Source organism: Mediterranea sp. ET5, assembly GCF_023337025.1.
In the GTDB taxonomy this organism is placed as follows: Bacteria; Bacteroidota; Bacteroidia; order Bacteroidales; family Bacteroidaceae; genus Phocaeicola_A.
This window is the reverse complement of sequence record NZ_JAMBLN010000019.1, coordinates 13,416-30,342: the sequence shown is the minus strand read 5'-3', so window position 1 is coordinate 30,342 and position 16,927 is coordinate 13,416. Positions and strand designations below refer to the sequence as shown.

Sequence of the window (16,927 nt, the reverse complement as noted above, 5' to 3'; positions counted from 1 at the left end):
ACCGATTACCACCCGAAGGCCTTTTCGTGTGCCATCCACTTGCCCTGGGCTTTCAATACCTGTTCAATGACGTCGCGTCCGCAGCCGTAGCCGCCGTTGCGATGGGAGATGTAAGTCGATATGGACTTGATTTCAGGCGCGGCATCTGCCGGACAGCAAGGTAGTCCGCACCGGGTCATGACCTCGTAGTCGGGGATGTCGTCCCCCATGTAGAGCACCTCCTCGGGTTGCAGTCCGTATTTCTCCAACAGGAGGGAGAACTCACGGGTCTTGACCGCCGCACGCATGTAGATGTCCCGGATACCGAGCCCTTCATAACGCAGACGGATGGCTTCCGAGTGTCCCCCGGTGATGATGGCGACGTGAAGCCCCATCTTCACAGCCAGCTGCAGGGCATAACCGTCCTTGATGTTCACCGTACGCATGGGAAGCCCGTCCGCTCCCACCTGGATGGTCTCGGCACTCAGCACACCGTCGATGTCGAACACCAGTGCCTTAATTCGTTTCAGATCGTAGTTTATCATTGTGTATGCTTTTACTGATTCGTTCGTATAGGTCCTGCCACTCCGGGTGGGATGCCAGTGCGTCCAGGTGCTTGCCGATGACATTCTCGTCGTAGCGGATTGCCGGACCGGTCTGTGCCTGCGAGGGGGACAGCACGTGGACTTTCGCCGCCGTCTCGTCAATCAGCGGAAGCATGCTGTCGAAAGGCAGTCCCGCCTCAGCCAGCAGATGGGCGCTGAGCGCATACATGTGGTTCGTGAAGTTGCAGGCAAAGACTGCCGCCAGGTGCAGGGCACGTCGTTGTGCCGAGTCTGCTTCACGGACGTTCGACGACAGGGAGGAGGCGAGTACCTTCAGGCGACGGCAGTCGTCGGCATTGTTCGCCTCGATGAACACGGGTATCCGGCTGAAGTCCACCTCGCGCTGCTTGCTGAACGTCTGCATCGGATAGAACACCCCGTGACGCGGTGCGATGCCTTCCCACACGGACATGGGCAGGCTGCCTGCGGTGTGGACGAACAGTGCCTGCTCCCGTCCCTTCACGATGGAGGCTGCCAAGGCAGAGAGTGCCGAGTCCTTCAGCGCAACGATGTAGAGTTCCGCATCCCGGCAGACCGCGTCCAGGTCAGTGACCGCCTCACACCCCAGCTTCCCGGCCAATGCCGATGCGGAAGCTTCCGTCCGACTGAACACCTGCACCACGTCCTCGCCTCTCCGGACCAATGCCGTACCCAGCTGTGTCGCCAGGTTCCCGGCTCCTATCAACACAATCCTCATCGGCGTGACATGAAGAACAGGATGACACCGACAACCAGCAGTCCCAGCGGCAGCAGATAGCCGGACAGGTGACCGAGCAGGTTGATAATCAGTCCCAGGTTGAGAATCGCCCAGATGAAGAGCAGGAGCAGACCGACGGTCTTTTCACTTTTGACCAGCAGGAAAATGATGGCGGCGAAGAGCAACAGGTTGCTTTTGTCGACCAGCCAGCCGTATCCGTGAGCAGCGAAGTGGAAATACTTGTCGAGCATGAACAGGGCACCCGCCACCATCAGGGTGATGGACGATGCGAGATAGGTCTCTTTGTGATTTGCTTGTGCCATCGTTATTGTGCTCCGTATTTGTTGATGTGTACTTTCTCCCACAGAAGGTTGTCTTCATTGAACGGTTTCCGCTCTGCTGCCTTGTGTCCGACAGCAACGATGGAGAGCACCTGCATCTGCAGGGGGATGTCCAGCAACTCGCGCACCACCTCGTCAGCTGGAGTCTCGTCCTCCGTATAGCGTTCGCGTACCTGAATCCAGCAGCTGCCCAGTCCCAAGTCTTCCGCCTGCAACTGAATCATCAGCGAAGCGATGGCCGTATCCTCAATCCACACGTCGCTCACCAGCGGGTCGCCTAGCACCACAATGGCGAGCGGCGCACCTCCCAGGAACTCTGCCCCGTGTGCCTTGCAATGGGACAGACGTTCCAGCATCTCCTTGTCATCCACCACGACAAACTGCCAGCAGTTCGTCCGTTTGGAGGAGGGAGACATCAGGGCGGCTTTCAGCAATGCCACCACTTCGTCCTGCGACAGTTCTTCGTCCGTAAACTTCCGCGTACTGCGACGCTTCTTTATCAATTCACTAAAGTTTTCCATATTCCTTTTCCTTTTTTATCTGTTAGCTGTTTCCTTCTCGTAAATAGGTATTCCTACCCGACGTATATGTTCACCGATAGGTTTGGTTTCATTCTTACCATAATCAACCAGGTCCACCTTGTAGAGTAAGCCCAAGTTCTCTATTTGGGCTCCCATGTCCAACAACTGACGGAAGGTAATCCCCTCCCCCACTATAGCCAAGTCTATGTCAGAGCCTTCATGATAAGTTCCTTTGGCTCTAGAACCAAAAAGCAAGACTTGAGTTATATTAGGGAAACATCGGAACACATTACAAATACTACGAAGTACATTCTCACTTAATCCATACATCATTCAAAACATTATGTCCATATCTGCCCTCAACCGCTCTTCATTCAACCGGACGTCCAGCTGTTGCAAAAGAGCGGCAAATTCATCGTAAATCTGCCGTGCAATATCCATCGCATCCCCTTCATTGTAAGTATGCGAAGTCGTCACCCGAGCCTGAGCCATGCGACGCCAACCGTCATGATTGACGACCAAGCCATCTTCAAATGCTTGACGTAAGGTCCCGTTGGGACCTTGCATAAACTCATAGCCTTTATATTTGAGCAGGTCTTGAAGGGTCTTCCAAGCCAACTCATACGTATATTCGAAACGCTGTATCAGTCCTTCTCTTTCAAGTTCCGATAAGCTTTCCGGAGATGAGAAAGTCTCCATCACCTCCTGAATCCTTTTGTTTGCCCGATGAAAGCTGTCATATCGCTGCAACCAACGAACGTCTTGTACCATGGTTTACTATCTTGTTTTCAGTTCTGCAAAAATAAAGCTTTATGCCGGAACCGTCAAACCTTATCGGCGGAAGACGGCAGGCGTCAGCACTTCCTTTTTTCCCATTTCTTATGTTCTAGAACATAAACGCAGCAAATTCCCTCCATGAAAGCATCTCCCTTTGGCAGAGTTCACCTATCTTTAGTCCCTACAGAACATCATTTCAAATCACAGAACCTACTAACAAACACCTTAACCATGGGATGGGACATTAGCTATCACCCCATATCCGAGCAACAAATGCAGGAATGGTATTTCGACGTACTGGACAATCCGGAACGCATCGAGCAAGTGATCAGACGAAGCGGCATGGAGGAGTTCTATGCCGCCAAATACCGACAGACAATGGACGTGGCACGCTCCACCGGACCGGAAGACACCTTCGACAAGACACATGGATTCTATATCGCTGTCGTACAGGGCTTCTTCGGCGACTATTTCTACACACGGGGCAGTGCACTCTCATTCATCGAGCACCCGGTCTTCAGGAACTACTGCCGCCCGTGGACAGACTTCGTCCCCGAACGGTATCTCACACAGACAGTCCACAACCGGCTCGTCGAGAACTATTGCGGCGGCGTATACCTGCCCTACGAGTCGGCTGCCCGTCTGCTGACGGACTATGCAGACGGCGGTCCCGTCCGCGAAGAGCTCGACCGGATGTTCTCTCACGGACGCATCGAGGTCCTGCTGAAGGCCTTACGTTTTGCCTGTGCACAGCGGACCGGACTGCTGGAAGCTGCCGAAGTGGTCACCCCGGACCCGTTCGACCTGAACAACTCATCGAGCTACTCCAACCTTTTCCACTGCGACATCGACGGTCCCCTGCTCTATCACGAAGCTGCGAAAGCACAGCTGGAGCAACTGGATAGGCTGCCCGCCAACGAACTCCAACCCGACAGAAAGACGAATTACTGACCCATATTGTAGCCTATATTCAAACGTATGATGTAAATTTGCAGGACAGGGCATCCACCTTGCCCGCATACGGAAAACCATGAAACCAACAGTCCGCATCTATCGCAACAGCCAGGACATACCCGAACAGGTGAAAGGGAACAACCTCTTTCACTCGCGGGAGCTCTTCACCATCTGCGAGCGTACCCCCGGCTATACCCCTCTCCTCTTTGTCGCCTGGAGAGGTGAGAAGCCTGTGGGCAAACTGTTGTGCATCATCCGCAAGAGCGACCGGCTCTTCCCACCCTCGTTTATCCGGCGCGGAGAGGTCTACGGCACAGGCGAATATGCCAAGGGGGAGTCTGAGGAAGGCATCTTCCGCCTCCTGCTTGACACACTGACGCAGACGGCTCTCAGCCAATGCTTCCTCATCGAATTCCGTAACCTCTCCAACCCGCTCTTTGCCTACGGGCACTTCCGCAAGAACCGCTACTTCCCGGTCAACTGGCTGCGCATCCACAACTCCCTGCACGGGAAGTCGCCCCTGAAACGCATGAGTGCCTCACGTCGCCGGCAAATCAGGCGCGGACTGAACAACGGTGCATCCATCCACATCGCCCGGACAACCGACGAGATACGTGCCTTCTTCCGGATGCTGAAGAAATACTACGCCTCCAAGATACGCCAACATTTCCCCGGCATGGACTTCTTCCTGAAACTAGTCCAGGCATACCCTGACAAGGAAATCGGGCGCATTTATATAATAAGGTATAAAGAGCGCATCATCGGCGGCTCCGTTTCCGTCTTCTCCGACGGGACCGCCTACCTGTGGTTCTCCGCCGGACTGCGCAAGAGCTACTCCCGGCAGTATCCCGGCGTACTCGCCGTCTGGGCAGCCATCGACGACGCCCGGCAGCAGGGATACGAACACATTGAGTTCATGGACGTGGGGCTTCCCTTCAAACATTACGGCTACCGCAACTTCATCCTCCGCTTCGGCGGCATCCAATACGGCACCCGGCGCTGGTTCCGCTTCCGCTGGAACTGGCTCAACCGTCTGCTGACCAAGCTCTACATCTGACCCGCTTCACCAATTCCCTATCCGGACGTGAGGGAACAGGATGACAGTTTGCAATCCAATCGCCCGCTTTGCTTGACAAAAACAACAAAATTCCACATTCCGACTAACGCCACTTTTTACAAAATCACTCAAAGCAGGTTATTTTAAGAATATTCATGCAGACGAAGCTGCATAAACTTTCCATCCAAGGAACAAAATGAATATTTATGCTACTCAAACAATATTGTTTGATGCATGAAACACTTGTGTTTGACTCGCCAAACAATATTGTTTGAGACGTGAAACAATATTGTTTCGTCCGGCAAACAACCTTGTTGGCGCAGTGAAACGTTACAGTTAGCTATCCGATACATTAATTTGCATTCATTCACCTCCAGTTTATCGCGGAAGGCAACAATTGCAACAGTATTATTCTGCACAGTCATCCGGTCAGGCAACATACGCAACAACACTCTACCGGGCAATTCGGTGTCCAAAAGGAAACACATTCCGTCCGAACGGCATCAAAGTGGATTTGGCAAATTGCCCGAGAAGGCTCTTCCCGGGCATCGCCTCGCATTTTGGCGCAAAGACGGGCACTGTGGAGCGATTCGTTTGACAGAATGTCATTTTGTTACTTCCGACTCGGGGAATTCTCCTTGATGCTTCCTTCTCTTCCCCTTCCTTTTCATCCGACGGGACTTAAACACGGACAGAGCATACAAAGACATCCGTACAAATAGAAAGTCCCCGTCCGTCCCTTCCGCAACAGGGAGCACCGCCCCACAGGGCATCCTCCGATAGACAAATAGAAAGAGAAAAGCCCCAATAAGCAGTAATAAATATGTATAAAAAGTATCATTTTGCAGGCAAATCCGCAGAGTTGGCAACAAACAAGGGCGACTTGTTTGCAAAATAATTGCGGAAAAATTTCCTCATTAAGTTCAAAAGCACTACTTTTATGCCAATTTATGAACCTCTAGTATTTAACTAAAAAGAAAAATCATGAAAATCTCACACATCGAGCACTTAGGAATTGCCGTGAAAAGCATTGAAGAAGCCCTTCCGTACTATGAAAATGTATTGGGTCTGAAATGCTATAACATTGAAACCGTAGAAGACCAAAAGGTGAGAACTGCCTTCCTGATGGTGGGCAACACGAAAATAGAATTGTTGGAACCGACGGGTCCCGACAGCACCATTGCCAAGTTCATCGAAAACCGCGGCATGGGTGTGCACCACGTGGCTTTTGCCATCGAGGATGGCGTCGCCAACGCACTGGCTGAAGCGGAAGGCAAAGGCATCCGCCTCATCGACAAAGCCCCGCGTAAGGGTGCTGAAGGCCTGCACATCGCATTCCTCCACCCGAAATCAACCTTGGGCGTACTGACCGAACTTTGTGAGAACTAATCAAAAATAACTCATTTCCGTTTCGCACCGACCGGACGCACAGCAGCTGACAAGCCGGAGGGGTGCGAAACAATAAAGACCTTATTATTCATATAATCCGGACAGAATCTATACTGTTATGACTAAACAATTGGACAGAATCAAGGAGCTTGTGGAACTCCGTGCACAAGCCCGTATGGGTGGCGGTGAAAAAGCCATCGGCAAACAACACGACAAAGGAAAGTACACGGCGCGTGAACGCATTGCCATGCTGCTGGATGAAGGCAGTTTCGAAGAACTGGATATGTTCGTGCGCCACAGATGTACGAACTTCGGACAAGAGAAGAAGTCATTCCCGGGCGACGGTGTGGTAACCGGCTACGGAACAATCGACGGACGTCTGGTCTATGTGTTTGCACAAGACTTCACCGTTTTCGGTGGTTCATTGTCTGAAACCATGGCACAGAAGATTTGCAAAGTGATGGATTTGGCCATGAAAATGGGTGCGCCTGTCATCGGTATCAACGACTCGGGTGGTGCACGTATCCAGGAAGGTATCAATGCACTGGCAGGATATGCGGAGATTTTCCAACGCAACATCCTGGCTTCGGGTGTCATCCCGCAGATTTCCGGTATCTTCGGTCCCTGCGCCGGCGGTGCCGTTTATTCTCCGGCATTGACCGACTTCACCCTGATGATGGAAGGCACTTCCTACATGTTCCTCACCGGACCGAAAGTGGTGAAGACCGTGACGGGTGAAGACGTTTCACAGGAAGACCTCGGCGGAGCCAGCGTACACTCCACCAAGTCGGGTGTAACCCACTTCACAGCCTCAACCGAAGAGGAAGGTCTTGCCCTCATCCGCAAACTGCTCAGCTACATGCCGCAGAACAACATGGAAGAGGCTCCCTACGTGGAATGCACCGACCCCATCGACCGCATGGAGGACTCCCTCAACGAAATCATCCCTGACAACCCCAACAAGGCATACGACATGTACGAGGTCATCAGCGCCATTGTCGACAACGGCGAATTCCTCGAAGTACAGAAGAACTATGCCACCAACATCATCATCGGTTTTGCCCGCTTCAACGGACAATCGGTAGGTATCGTTGCCAACCAGCCCTGCCGCTATGCCGGTGTGCTCGACTGCAACGCTTCGCGAAAGGGCGCACGTTTCGTCCGTTTCTGCGACGCCTTCAATATTCCCATCGTTTCACTGGTCGACGTACCGGGCTTCCTGCCGGGTACAGGTCAGGAGTACAACGCCGTCATCCTCCACGGTGCCAAGTTGCTGTATGCCTACGGCGAGGCAACCGTCCCCAAGGTGACCGTCACCCTGCGCAAGTCTTACGGTGGTTCGCACATCGTGATGAGCTGCAAGCAACTCCGTGGCGACATGAACTACGCATGGCCGTCGGCTGAAATCGCCGTTATGGGTGGTGCCGGTGCCGTGGAAGTGCTCTACGCCAAGGAAGCCAAAGAAGCTGCCGACCCGAAAGCCTTCATGGCAGAGAAAGAGGCAGAATACACCAAACTGTTTGCCAACCCGTATAATGCAGCGAAGTACGGCTACATCGACGATGTCATCGAGCCGCGCAACACCCGCTTCCGCATCATCCGTGCCCTGGCACAGTTGCAGACCAAGAAGGTAGTGAACCCTGCCAAGAAGCACGGCAACATACCTTTGTAACCTAACCTTACTCGCTAATTCTTAAGAACATGCAGATTATGAATAAATTGAAAGGAATCCTTTGGGGATTATTGCTGACCGTCGGACTGGTTTCATGCAACCACTATGACGGTACTTCCAAACTGCTCATCAACGAAGTGCTGACAGACAACGAAGCCAACTTCCAAGACGATTATGGTATTCATAGTGCATGGATTGAGGTATTTAACAAGTCGTATGGCAGTGTGGACCTGGCAGGTTGCTACCTGAAAGTGAGCAACAGTCCGGGTGACACACTCACCTATACCATCCCGAAAGGCGACGTGCTGACTGTTGTCAAACCCCGTCAGCACGCCCTTTTCTGGGCTGACGCCAAACCTAACCGTGGAACTTTCCATACCAACTTCATCCTCCACGCGGAACGTCCCAACTGGATTGGTCTCTATGACTCCGGCGAGAAGTTGCTCGACGAGATTGTCGTCCCCGTACTGGGTGCCGACCAATCCTACGCCCGTGTACAGGACGCCTCGAAGCAGTGGGAAGTGAAAGGCGGAAGCCCTGACAAATACGTCACCCCGAGCACCAATAATCAGACCATTGAGAAAAACGAGAAAATGGAGAAGTTCGAGCTGCATGACAGTGCCGGAGTCGGAATGTCGCTCACAGCCATGCTGGTCGTGTTTGTAGGACTGATCCTTCTTTATGTCATTTTCCGCACTCTTGGGAAAGCGATCTTTAAAGAAAAACAAACAGCAAAACCATCTGTAGATATGAAGCAAGAAGACACTGCCAACAAGGCTGCCAACTGTCCTGACGAAGTTTATGCAGCCATCGCCATGGCCCTTCACGAGGAACTGGGAGGTGTGCACGACATCGAATCGAATGTCCTGACCATCCACCGTGTCCACTCACCCTGGAGTGCCAAGTATGACGCTCTCCGTGTCATCCCGAGAAAGAAATAACCAACGAACACTGTAATCAACCTTTTTCAAAGAAACGATCCGATATGAAAGAATATAAATATACCATCAATGGCAAAGAGTACAAAGTAACCATTGGCGAAATCGAAGGCAATATTGCCAACGTGGAAGTAAACGGCCAGTCCTATAAAGTGGAAATGGAGAAGAAAGCCGAAGAACCCAAACCCGTGGTACGTCCGGTAGTCAAACCGGCAGCTCCGGCAGCCAAACCCGCAGCACAGCCTGCCGCACAGCCTGCACCCGCAGCCGGTGGAAGCGGCAGAGGCGTGAAGTCTCCGCTTCCCGGTGTCATCCTCGACGTGAAGGTTAAAGTGGGGGACGCCGTGAAGAAAGGACAGACAGTCGTCATCCTCGAAGCCATGAAGATGGAGAACAACATCAACGCCGACCAAGACGGTACAATCACAGCAATCAATGTCAAACAAGGCGACTCAGTCCTCGAAGGTACTGACCTCGTCATGATTGGCTAATCAAGAAAAAAAGAGCATTATGGGAGAATTTGCTACATTTATCGCTAACAACCTGGCAGACTTCTGGACCTACACCGGCTTCTGCAACGCCACGCCGGGACATCTGGTCATGATTCTGGTAGGACTCTTCTTCATCTACCTCGCCATCGCGAAGGAGTTTGAACCGATGTTGCTGATTCCAATCGGTTTCGGTATCCTCATCGGAAACATCCCCTTCAACATCGAGGCAGGTCTGAAGGTGGGTATTTATGAAGAAGGCTCGGTGCTGAACATCCTTTACCAGGGTGTGACCTCCGGCTGGTATCCGCCGCTCATCTTCCTGGGCATCGGTGCCATGACCGACTTCTCGGCACTGATATCCAACCCGAAGTTGCTGCTCATCGGAGCTGCTGCACAATTTGGTATCTTCGGTGCCTACATGATCGCACTGGAGATGGGTTTCAACCCGATGCAGGCCGGCGCCATCGGCATCATCGGCGGTGCAGACGGACCGACCGCCATCTTCCTGTCATCCAAGTTAGCCCCAAATCTGATGGGAGCCATTGCTGTCTCTGCCTACTCATACATGGCATTGGTGCCTGTCATACAACCTCCCATCATGCGTCTGCTCACCACGAAAAAGGAACGGGTGATGCGTATGGCTCCTCCCCGCAAGGTTTCCCATACCGAGAAGGTGATGTTCCCCATCATCGGTCTGTTGCTCACCTGCTTCCTCGTGCCGTCCGGTCTTCCCTTGCTAGGTATGCTCTTCTTCGGTAACCTGCTGAAGGAAAGTGGTGTCACCCGCCGCTTGGCGGAGACTGCCCGCGGTCCGCTGATCGACACCATCACCATTCTGCTGGGTCTGACCGTCGGTGCATCCACACAGGCATCTGAATTCCTTACGTGGGATTCCATCAAAATCTTCCTGTTGGGAGCCCTGTCGTTCATCATCGCCACTGCATCCGGCGTGTTGTTTGTGAAAATCTTCAACCTCATCCTGCCGAAGCACAAACGCATCAATCCGCTCATCGGCAATGCCGGTGTATCTGCAGTGCCTGACTCTGCACGCATCTCACAAGTTGTCGGTCTGGAATATGACCCGACGAACTACCTGCTGATGCATGCCATGGGTCCGAATGTGGCAGGTGTCATCGGTTCGGCAGTTGCTGCCGGTATCCTGCTTGGATTCCTCTCCATGTAACGGATAGCACCCTGAATAAAACAGACGCTCCATCCGAACGGTTATCCCGTCACGGATGGAGCGTCTGTTTTATTATTGTCAGGAACAGGTCACGAGGATTGCATGCCGCGGACCTACCGGTCCGTTTCCTGCTCCGGAATCATTTCACGATGCGGTTGTCTGCATCCGGGAAAGCCACCTTCGGCTTGAAGGTCTTTGCTTCCTCGAAATCCATCAGGGCATACGACATGATGATGACCACATCCCCCACCTGCACCTTGCGGGCAGCGGCGCCATTCAGACAGATGCAGCCCGAACCGCGTTCGCCCTTGATGACATAGGTCTCAAAACGTTCGCCGTTGTTGTTGTCCACAATAGCCACCTTCTCACCAGCAATGAGGTTGACTTCATCCATCAGGTCCTCGTCGATGGTGATGCTGCCCATATAGTTCAGGTTCGCCTCGGTGACATGCACACAGTGAAGTTTTGACTTCAATACTTCTATCATCATAACTCTTACTTGGTTTCCTCTTTATATTTGATGTTATCAATCAGACGGACTTCACCACAATAGACCGTGATGCAGCCTACGATGTAGTCGGTATCCTCCCAGGCACGAACCGTCTGCAAAGTGTTGCCGTCCACAATCTCGAAATATTCCAGTTCCAGCCCTTCTACGGCAGCAATGGCATCCTCCACAAAACGTTTGGTCTCTGCCAGAGTATGCGTCTTCGCATACTCCACACTGCTGAACAGCGTGCGGGAGATATTCAGCGCTGTCTCCCGTTCGGTAGCGGACAACCGCGCATTCCGGCTGCTCAACGCCAGACCGTCCGCTTCACGCACGATGGGGCATCCCACGATTTGCAACGGATAGTGCATCTGCCGCACCATCTCGCGGATGATTGCCAGCTGCTGGAAATCCTTCTCGCCAAAATAAGCACGGTCCGGCTTTACCGCTTCAAACAGCTTGCTCACAATCTGGCAGACTCCGTTGAAATGTCCCGGACGATGGACACCTTCCATCACCGTATCCAGCGGAGCATAGCTGAAGTGACGGGTATCCGGCTCAGGATACATCTCATCGACCGACGGCGCAAAAACATACGTCGCACCGATGCCCTCCAACAGTTTGCAGTCAGCCTCCAACGTACGGGGGTACTTCAGCAAATCATTCTTATCATTAAACTGGGTCGGGTTCACAAAGACACTCACCACAGCCACATCATTCTCAGTCACGCAACGTTTCACCAATGAGGCATGTCCCGCATGCAATGCACCCATTGTCGGGACCAGACCAATCGTTTTGCCCTGTGCACGGCATTCACCGAGCGCAGCCTGTAGTTCTTTAATTGTTTGTATCAGTTTCATTTCTATACAATTAACTTTATAGGCCTTCACGTTTGAAAGTCGGTGCAAAATTACACGGATTTGATTAACTGACAATAAAAAATGATTTCTATTTTCAAGAATCTCACAAAGAAGCGTCCTATCCGCCAACCCGATAGAAGCAGCATCCACCTCCATATCCTCGCGCAAGGCACCCTGCCATTCCCGTTTCCTGCCACGAATAACTCTTGACAAAAACTTCCCGTTTTCCTCGTCCGGAGACTACTTTCCGTCTGTTTCTCCAACAGCATAATGCACACAATCTGCCGCCGACAACTACAGAAATGTCAGCTTTTTGACTTAAAAAAGAATAATAATAGCCACGCTCCGGGCTCTTTAAGCCATATTTTTACTACCTTTGCGAAATGATTTATGACAAAGAGAAATAACAATGAAGGCTAAAAAAGTTTTATTTATCACTCAAGAAATTACCCCCTATGTATCCGAATCACCGTTGTCCGTCATGGGCAGAGAACTTCCACAGTACATTCAGGAAAAAGGCCGTGAGATTCGCACCTTTATGCCCAAGTGGGGAAATATCAATGAGCGAAGAAACCAGCTTCACGAAGTTATCCGCCTTTCGGGCATGAATCTGATCATCGATGACACCGATCATCCGTTGATTATCAAAGTCGCTTCCATCCAATCGGCACGCATGCAGGTGTACTTCATCGACAACGATGACTATTTCCTTCACCGCCAAATGGTAGCCGATGAGGAAGGGAACGAATATGCCGACAATGACGAACGTGCCATTTTCTATGCCCGCGGTGTGCTGGAGACAGTGAAGAAGCTTCGCTGGTGTCCTGAAATCATACATTGCCACGGCTGGATGAGCGCATTTGCCGGCATGTACATCAAAAAGGCATACAACGACGAACCCTCCTTCCGCGACTCCAAAGTGGTTTACTCCACCTACGGAGACGACTTCCAACACCCCATCGAACCGGGACTGGGCGCACGCGCCATGCTGAAGGGGCTTGAACAGAAAGACCTCGATGTGCTCAATGGCATCAAGTCATGCCTTGACATGGAGAAAATGGCTGTTGCCTACTCCGACGGCCTGATTTTGAACAGCGAGAACTGCAAACCCGAGCTTGCCGAATATGCCAAAGAACTGAACATTCCCATCCTGCCTTTCCAGGCTGACGATGCCGCATTCAAGGAGGCATGCAGCGACTTCTACGACGAAGTCTGGAGTGCAGGCAAAGAATAAGAACAAGAATCCTAACAAAAACTGCTGGAGAATAACGACGATGAGAATCTGTAGCATCCTGCGCGGGGCATTGGTTTCCTCCCTGCTTGTGTTCGCCGCATGCGACGACAACACTTCAAACCTGGGTGTGGAAGTAATGCCCGATGGCGACTTCACCATCAGCACACAGACTGACTACCCCGTGAACATAACATCGTTTGCGGTAGACAGCATACTCGCCCGCACAACGACAGCCTACTTGGGCAAGTTCACGGACCCGTATACGAACACCGTGTTTGAATCGGACTTCCTGACGGAGTTCTATTGCCCCGAAGACTTCAAGTTCCCCGACAAGAGCCTGCTCGCAGACCCGGAAAACCCGGAAGCACGCTCCGTGGAGCTCAACCTGTACTACTCTTCTTACTTCGGCGATTCGCTGGCAGCACAGAAGTTGGCGGTCCATGAGCTGACAAGGGTGCTTGAAGCGGATGAAAGCTACTACACCAACCTGGATCCGACCCAGTATTACGACGTCAACCAGGCTCCTATCCAGGAACAGGCCTATACCGCCATCGACATGATACATGGCGACTCGCTGTTCGCAAGCAATGGAGTGCACATGCTCACCATCCCTCTGCCCAAGAGCTTCGGCAACCGCCTGTTCAAGACTTACTACGAACACCCCGAATATTATAAGAACTCCGAGGAGTTCATCCGCAATGTGTTCAAGGGATTCTATCTGAAGCATACACAGGGCGACGGTTCCGTGTTGAACATCAACTATGTCTACCTCGATGTCTACTTCGACTACAAGGTGAAAAGCTCCACCGGTCAGGTCGATTCATTGGTAACGGCCTTCTCCCAGTTCCGTGCAACACCGGAAATCGTACAGGAGAACCGCTTCTCCATGAAGAACATAGACCAGCTGATTGCACAGAACAATGATGTGGCATACGTCATGACGCCGGCAGGCGTGTTCCCCGAAGTGGAACTGCCGATTGATGAGATTTCTCTCAATGACACCATCAATGCCGCCTCGCTGACCATCTACCGCAAGAACAACCTCAATGCTTCCAAGTACCAGATGGGAACCCCGCAGGAACTGCTGATGATACCGAAGTCGGAATTAGGTTCGTTCTTTGAAGAGCAAAAGGTGCCTGACAACATTACTTCGTACTACACGACGCTCTCCAACAACCAGTACACCTATTCCAACATCACCAACCTGGTGAATACATTACGCCGTCAGCGTCGCGACAACCCGGACTATGACAAGGATCCCGACTGGAACAAGGTCGTGCTTGTCCCCATCACGCGCGTGACACAGACGACCAGCAGCAACACGGTCATCACCGTCCGTGTGCTGCATGACCTGAGCCTCAACTTTGCCAAGCTGAAGAAAGAGGACATCAAGCTCAGCATCATCTACAGCAAATACCAAGATTCAAAATAGGCTTTTCAACCCTCTACATGCGCCATGCGGGCATAACGGGCACTGTACCGTTGTGTCCGCATGGTCTTTTTATCAAAGCGTAAGAAATGCCGGTCCTCATACCTGCTATCCCAAAGGCTTTTCTTACATTTGCACATCAACAAAAACATACATCCGTATCATGAACAAGACTCACGTTGCAATGATGTCTGCCGCGATGCTATTGGCTTCGTGCGCAACACCCGGTGGCAATCCGGAAACCACCGACGACGGTCCCGTCATCGGCCGTCAGGAAATCACAGTCAAAGACGGACGTCTCAGCCCCGAGGCACTTTGGGCAATGGGACGTATCGGAAGCATGTCCGTCTCACCCGACGCACAGAAAGTGGCCTATACGGTCGCATACTACAGCGTACCGGAAAACAAGAGCCACAACGTCATCTACTTGATGAATGCCGACGGCACAGGAAACACGCTCCTCACCCAGGGAGCCGGCAATGAAGGTGAACCGCGCTGGATCAAAGGGGGTACCAAGCTGGCCTATCTGAGTGCAGCCAACGGAAAGAATGAGGTTTGGGAAATGAATCCCGACGGCAGCGGACGTACGATGATTGCCTCTTATGACAAGGACATCGAGGGATTCTCATTTTCACCTGACGGCAAGAAACTGCTCTTCATCGCTCAGGTAAAATATGGCGAGACAACCGCCGACCGCTATCCGGACCTGCCGAAAGCTTCAGGCCGTGTCATCACCGACCTGATGTACAAGCACTGGGATGAGTGGGTAACCTCCGTACCCCATCCGTTTGTGGCTGACTTCGACGGCAAATCCATCAGCAATGTGACCGATCTGCTGGAAGGCGAGCCTTACGAATCGCCCATGAAACCTTTTGGCGGCATGGAACAGTTGGCATGGAGCCCCGACTCCAAATACATCGCCTACACCAGCCGGAAGAAGACAGGCAAGGCGTATGCCCTGTCGACTGACTCGGACATCTATCTCTACGAAGTGGCTAGCAAACAAACTACCAACCTATGCAAGCAGGAAGGTGATGCCGACCAGAACATGGGATATGACACCAACCCGCAGTTCTCACCCGACGGACATTATGTAGCCTGGCAAAGCATGGCCCGCGACGGCTATGAGAGCGACCGCAACCGCCTCTGTGTGTATAACCTGACAGACAAGAGCAAGACTTATGTCACTGAGAGCTTCGACTCCGGAGTAGACTCCTACTGCTGGAACCACGACTCACAATCGCTCTACTTCACCGGCGTATGGCATGCCACGAAAATGGTCTACCGCACCACTCTGGAAGGGAATGTGGAGAAGCTCACCGACGGTGTGTTCGACTATGACGGCGTAGACCTGCTGGGCGACCGTGTCATCTGCAAACGACACTCCATGAGCAGTCCCGACGAGCTGTACGCCCTCAATCCGGCAGACGGACAAGTGGCACAGCTCACCACGGAGAACAAACATATCCTCGACCAGATTGAAATGGGCAAGGTGGAAGAACGTTGGATGAAGACCACCGACGGCAAAGACATGCTCGTCTGGATCATTTACCCGCCCCACTTCGACCCGGCAAAGAAATACCCCACCCTGCTTTATTGCGAAGGCGGACCGCAAAGCCCCGTCAGCCAGTTCTGGTCCTTCCGCTGGAATTTCCAGATTATGGCTGCCAATGACTACATCATCGTAGCTCCCAACCGACGTGGACTGCCGGGCTTCGGCAGCGAATGGCTGGAAGCAATCAGCGGCGATTACGGAGGCCAGTGCATGAAAGACTACCTGACAGCCATCGACACCTTCTCCAAAGAGCCGTTTGTAGACACAGACCACCTGGGCTGTGTGGGAGCCAGCTTCGGCGGATTCTCCGTATACTGGTTGGCAGGACATCACAACAAACGCTTCAAGGCGTTCATCGCCCACGACGGCATCTTCAACATGGAACAGCAATACCTGGAAACAGAAGAGATGTGGTTTGCCAATTGGGACATGGGCGGTGCTTACTGGGACCGAAACAACGCCACAGCCCAACGCACCTTTGCCAACTCACCGCACAAGTTCGTAGACAAATGGGACACCCCCATCCTGTGCATACATGGTGAAAAGGATTACCGCATCCTGGCTTCACAAGGCATGTCCGCCTTCAATGCAGCCGTACTGCGCGGTATCCCGGCTGAATTGCTCATTTATCCGGACGAGAACCACTGGGTGCTCAAACCTCAAAACGGCATCCTCTGGCAACGCACCTTCTTCGAATGGCTTGACAAATGGCTGAAACCTGCCCAATGATGAACCTTCGTCACACGTCAAGACCT

At 52.4% G+C, this 16,927-nt stretch carries 18 protein-coding genes; 10 read left to right on the top strand and 8 right to left on the bottom strand.

Annotated features, from left to right (window positions below):
* Positions 1–5 precede the first annotated feature (5 nt).
* Genes M3087_RS11420 through M3087_RS11395 form a run of 6 tightly spaced genes read right to left on the bottom strand, consistent with a single transcriptional unit; the run spans position 6 to position 2,914 of the window.
* Positions 6–524, bottom strand: a complete 519-nt coding sequence (locus M3087_RS11420; protein WP_022384019.1) for a KdsC family phosphatase — start codon at positions 522–524, stop codon at positions 6–8.
* Positions 496–1,281, bottom strand: a complete 786-nt coding sequence (locus tag M3087_RS11415; RefSeq protein WP_022384020.1) for a Rossmann-like and DUF2520 domain-containing protein — start codon at positions 1,279–1,281, stop codon at positions 496–498. The genes M3087_RS11420 and M3087_RS11415 overlap by 29 nt, the downstream gene beginning before the upstream one ends.
* The gene (locus M3087_RS11410; protein WP_199881966.1) at positions 1,278–1,610 is read right to left on the bottom strand and encodes a hypothetical protein; all 333 of its coding nucleotides are present in this window, start codon (positions 1,608–1,610) and stop codon (positions 1,278–1,280) included. The genes M3087_RS11415 and M3087_RS11410 overlap by 4 nt, the downstream gene beginning before the upstream one ends.
* Positions 1,607–2,143: a nitroreductase family protein gene (locus M3087_RS11405; protein ID WP_022384022.1), complete on the bottom strand. Its 537-nt coding sequence runs from the start codon at positions 2,141–2,143 to the stop codon at positions 1,607–1,609. The genes M3087_RS11410 and M3087_RS11405 overlap by 4 nt, the downstream gene beginning before the upstream one ends.
* 15 nt (positions 2,144–2,158) lie before the next feature.
* Positions 2,159–2,473: a nucleotidyltransferase domain-containing protein gene (locus M3087_RS11400; RefSeq protein WP_022384023.1), complete on the bottom strand. Its 315-nt coding sequence runs from the start codon at positions 2,471–2,473 to the stop codon at positions 2,159–2,161.
* A 3-nt stretch (positions 2,474–2,476) separates the two neighbouring features.
* Positions 2,477–2,914 (bottom strand): HI0074 family nucleotidyltransferase substrate-binding subunit, encoded by a 438-nt coding sequence (locus M3087_RS11395; RefSeq protein WP_022384024.1) that lies wholly within the window; start codon positions 2,912–2,914, stop codon positions 2,477–2,479.
* A 237-nt stretch (positions 2,915–3,151) separates the two neighbouring features.
* Between M3087_RS11395 and M3087_RS11390 the strand changes: the two genes are divergently transcribed.
* The 7 genes from M3087_RS11390 to M3087_RS11360 all read left to right on the top strand — a co-directional run bounded on the left by M3087_RS11390 (position 3,152) and on the right by M3087_RS11360 (position 10,604).
* The gene (locus M3087_RS11390; protein ID WP_022384025.1) at positions 3,152–3,871 is read left to right on the top strand and encodes a hypothetical protein; all 720 of its coding nucleotides are present in this window, start codon (positions 3,152–3,154) and stop codon (positions 3,869–3,871) included.
* A 79-nt stretch (positions 3,872–3,950) separates the two neighbouring features.
* On the top strand, positions 3,951–4,931 hold the full coding sequence (locus tag M3087_RS11385) for a GNAT family N-acetyltransferase (protein ID WP_249095796.1): 981 nt from the start codon (positions 3,951–3,953) through the stop codon (positions 4,929–4,931).
* A gap of 984 nt (positions 4,932–5,915) precedes the next feature.
* On the top strand, positions 5,916–6,320 hold the full coding sequence (gene mce, locus M3087_RS11380; RefSeq protein ID WP_022384027.1) for a methylmalonyl-CoA epimerase: 405 nt from the start codon (positions 5,916–5,918) through the stop codon (positions 6,318–6,320).
* A 118-nt stretch (positions 6,321–6,438) separates the two neighbouring features.
* Positions 6,439–7,992: an acyl-CoA carboxylase subunit beta gene (locus M3087_RS11375; protein ID WP_106625513.1), complete on the top strand. Its 1,554-nt coding sequence runs from the start codon at positions 6,439–6,441 to the stop codon at positions 7,990–7,992.
* A 38-nt stretch (positions 7,993–8,030) separates the two neighbouring features.
* Positions 8,031–8,933: an OadG family transporter subunit gene (locus M3087_RS11370; RefSeq protein WP_106625514.1), complete on the top strand. Its 903-nt coding sequence runs from the start codon at positions 8,031–8,033 to the stop codon at positions 8,931–8,933.
* 44 nt (positions 8,934–8,977) lie between these two features.
* Positions 8,978–9,421: a biotin/lipoyl-containing protein gene (locus M3087_RS11365; RefSeq protein ID WP_022384030.1), complete on the top strand. Its 444-nt coding sequence runs from the start codon at positions 8,978–8,980 to the stop codon at positions 9,419–9,421.
* Between the two features lie 19 nt (positions 9,422–9,440).
* Complete coding sequence (locus tag M3087_RS11360; RefSeq protein ID WP_022384031.1) at positions 9,441–10,604, top strand: sodium ion-translocating decarboxylase subunit beta; 1,164 nt, start codon at positions 9,441–9,443, stop codon at positions 10,602–10,604.
* A gap of 139 nt (positions 10,605–10,743) precedes the next feature.
* On the opposite strand, the gene panD is transcribed toward M3087_RS11360, so the two are convergent.
* Both panD and panC read right to left on the bottom strand, forming a co-directional pair.
* The gene (gene panD, locus M3087_RS11355) at positions 10,744–11,094 is read right to left on the bottom strand and encodes an aspartate 1-decarboxylase (RefSeq protein ID WP_249095793.1); all 351 of its coding nucleotides are present in this window, start codon (positions 11,092–11,094) and stop codon (positions 10,744–10,746) included.
* Between the two features lie 5 nt (positions 11,095–11,099).
* A complete protein-coding gene (panC, locus tag M3087_RS11350; RefSeq protein ID WP_249095791.1) occupies positions 11,100–11,954 on the bottom strand; it encodes a pantoate--beta-alanine ligase in 855 nt (284 codons plus the stop codon).
* Positions 11,955–12,363: 409 nt separating this feature from the next.
* Here panC and M3087_RS11345 point away from each other — a divergent pair, with 409 nt between their 5' ends.
* The 3 genes from M3087_RS11345 to M3087_RS11335 all read left to right on the top strand — a co-directional run bounded on the left by M3087_RS11345 (position 12,364) and on the right by M3087_RS11335 (position 16,901).
* Positions 12,364–13,188 (top strand): glycogen/starch synthase, encoded by an 825-nt coding sequence (locus M3087_RS11345; protein ID WP_022384035.1) that lies wholly within the window; start codon positions 12,364–12,366, stop codon positions 13,186–13,188.
* 40 nt (positions 13,189–13,228) lie between these two features.
* A complete protein-coding gene (locus M3087_RS11340) occupies positions 13,229–14,620 on the top strand; it encodes a DUF4270 domain-containing protein (RefSeq protein WP_249095788.1) in 1,392 nt (463 codons plus the stop codon).
* 160 nt (positions 14,621–14,780) lie between these two features.
* Positions 14,781–16,901 carry an alpha/beta hydrolase family protein gene (locus M3087_RS11335; protein WP_022384038.1) on the top strand — a complete coding sequence of 707 codons (2,121 nt, stop codon included), beginning with the start codon at positions 14,781–14,783 and terminating at the stop codon, positions 16,899–16,901.
* Positions 16,902–16,927: the final 26 nt, after the last annotated feature.

What these genes read in the sequence shown, in the direction of transcription:
- M3087_RS11360 (WP_022384031.1), top strand. Translation starts at nt 9,441, where the DNA reads ATGGGAGAATTTGCTACATTTATCGCTAACAACCTGGCAGACTTCTGG.
- mce (WP_022384027.1), top strand. Translation starts at nt 5,916, where the DNA reads ATGAAAATCTCACACATCGAGCACTTAGGAATTGCCGTGAAAAGCATT.
- M3087_RS11415 (WP_022384020.1), bottom strand. Translation starts at nt 1,281, where the DNA reads ATGAGGATTGTGTTGATAGGAGCCGGGAACCTGGCGACACAGCTGGGT.
- M3087_RS11335 (WP_022384038.1), top strand. Translation starts at nt 14,781, where the DNA reads ATGAACAAGACTCACGTTGCAATGATGTCTGCCGCGATGCTATTGGCT.
- M3087_RS11365 (WP_022384030.1), top strand. Translation starts at nt 8,978, where the DNA reads ATGAAAGAATATAAATATACCATCAATGGCAAAGAGTACAAAGTAACC.
- M3087_RS11375 (WP_106625513.1), top strand. Translation starts at nt 6,439, where the DNA reads ATGACTAAACAATTGGACAGAATCAAGGAGCTTGTGGAACTCCGTGCA.
- M3087_RS11395 (WP_022384024.1), bottom strand. Translation starts at nt 2,914, where the DNA reads ATGGTACAAGACGTTCGTTGGTTGCAGCGATATGACAGCTTTCATCGG.
- M3087_RS11370 (WP_106625514.1), top strand. Translation starts at nt 8,031, where the DNA reads ATGAATAAATTGAAAGGAATCCTTTGGGGATTATTGCTGACCGTCGGA.
- M3087_RS11345 (WP_022384035.1), top strand. Translation starts at nt 12,364, where the DNA reads ATGAAGGCTAAAAAAGTTTTATTTATCACTCAAGAAATTACCCCCTAT.
- M3087_RS11340 (WP_249095788.1), top strand. Translation starts at nt 13,229, where the DNA reads ATGAGAATCTGTAGCATCCTGCGCGGGGCATTGGTTTCCTCCCTGCTT.
- panD (WP_249095793.1), bottom strand. Translation starts at nt 11,094, where the DNA reads ATGATGATAGAAGTATTGAAGTCAAAACTTCACTGTGTGCATGTCACC.
- M3087_RS11405 (WP_022384022.1), bottom strand. Translation starts at nt 2,143, where the DNA reads ATGGAAAACTTTAGTGAATTGATAAAGAAGCGTCGCAGTACGCGGAAG.
- M3087_RS11400 (WP_022384023.1), bottom strand. Translation starts at nt 2,473, where the DNA reads ATGTATGGATTAAGTGAGAATGTACTTCGTAGTATTTGTAATGTGTTC.
- M3087_RS11390 (WP_022384025.1), top strand. Translation starts at nt 3,152, where the DNA reads ATGGGATGGGACATTAGCTATCACCCCATATCCGAGCAACAAATGCAG.
- panC (WP_249095791.1), bottom strand. Translation starts at nt 11,954, where the DNA reads ATGAAACTGATACAAACAATTAAAGAACTACAGGCTGCGCTCGGTGAA.
- M3087_RS11420 (WP_022384019.1), bottom strand. Translation starts at nt 524, where the DNA reads ATGATAAACTACGATCTGAAACGAATTAAGGCACTGGTGTTCGACATC.
- M3087_RS11385 (WP_249095796.1), top strand. Translation starts at nt 3,951, where the DNA reads ATGAAACCAACAGTCCGCATCTATCGCAACAGCCAGGACATACCCGAA.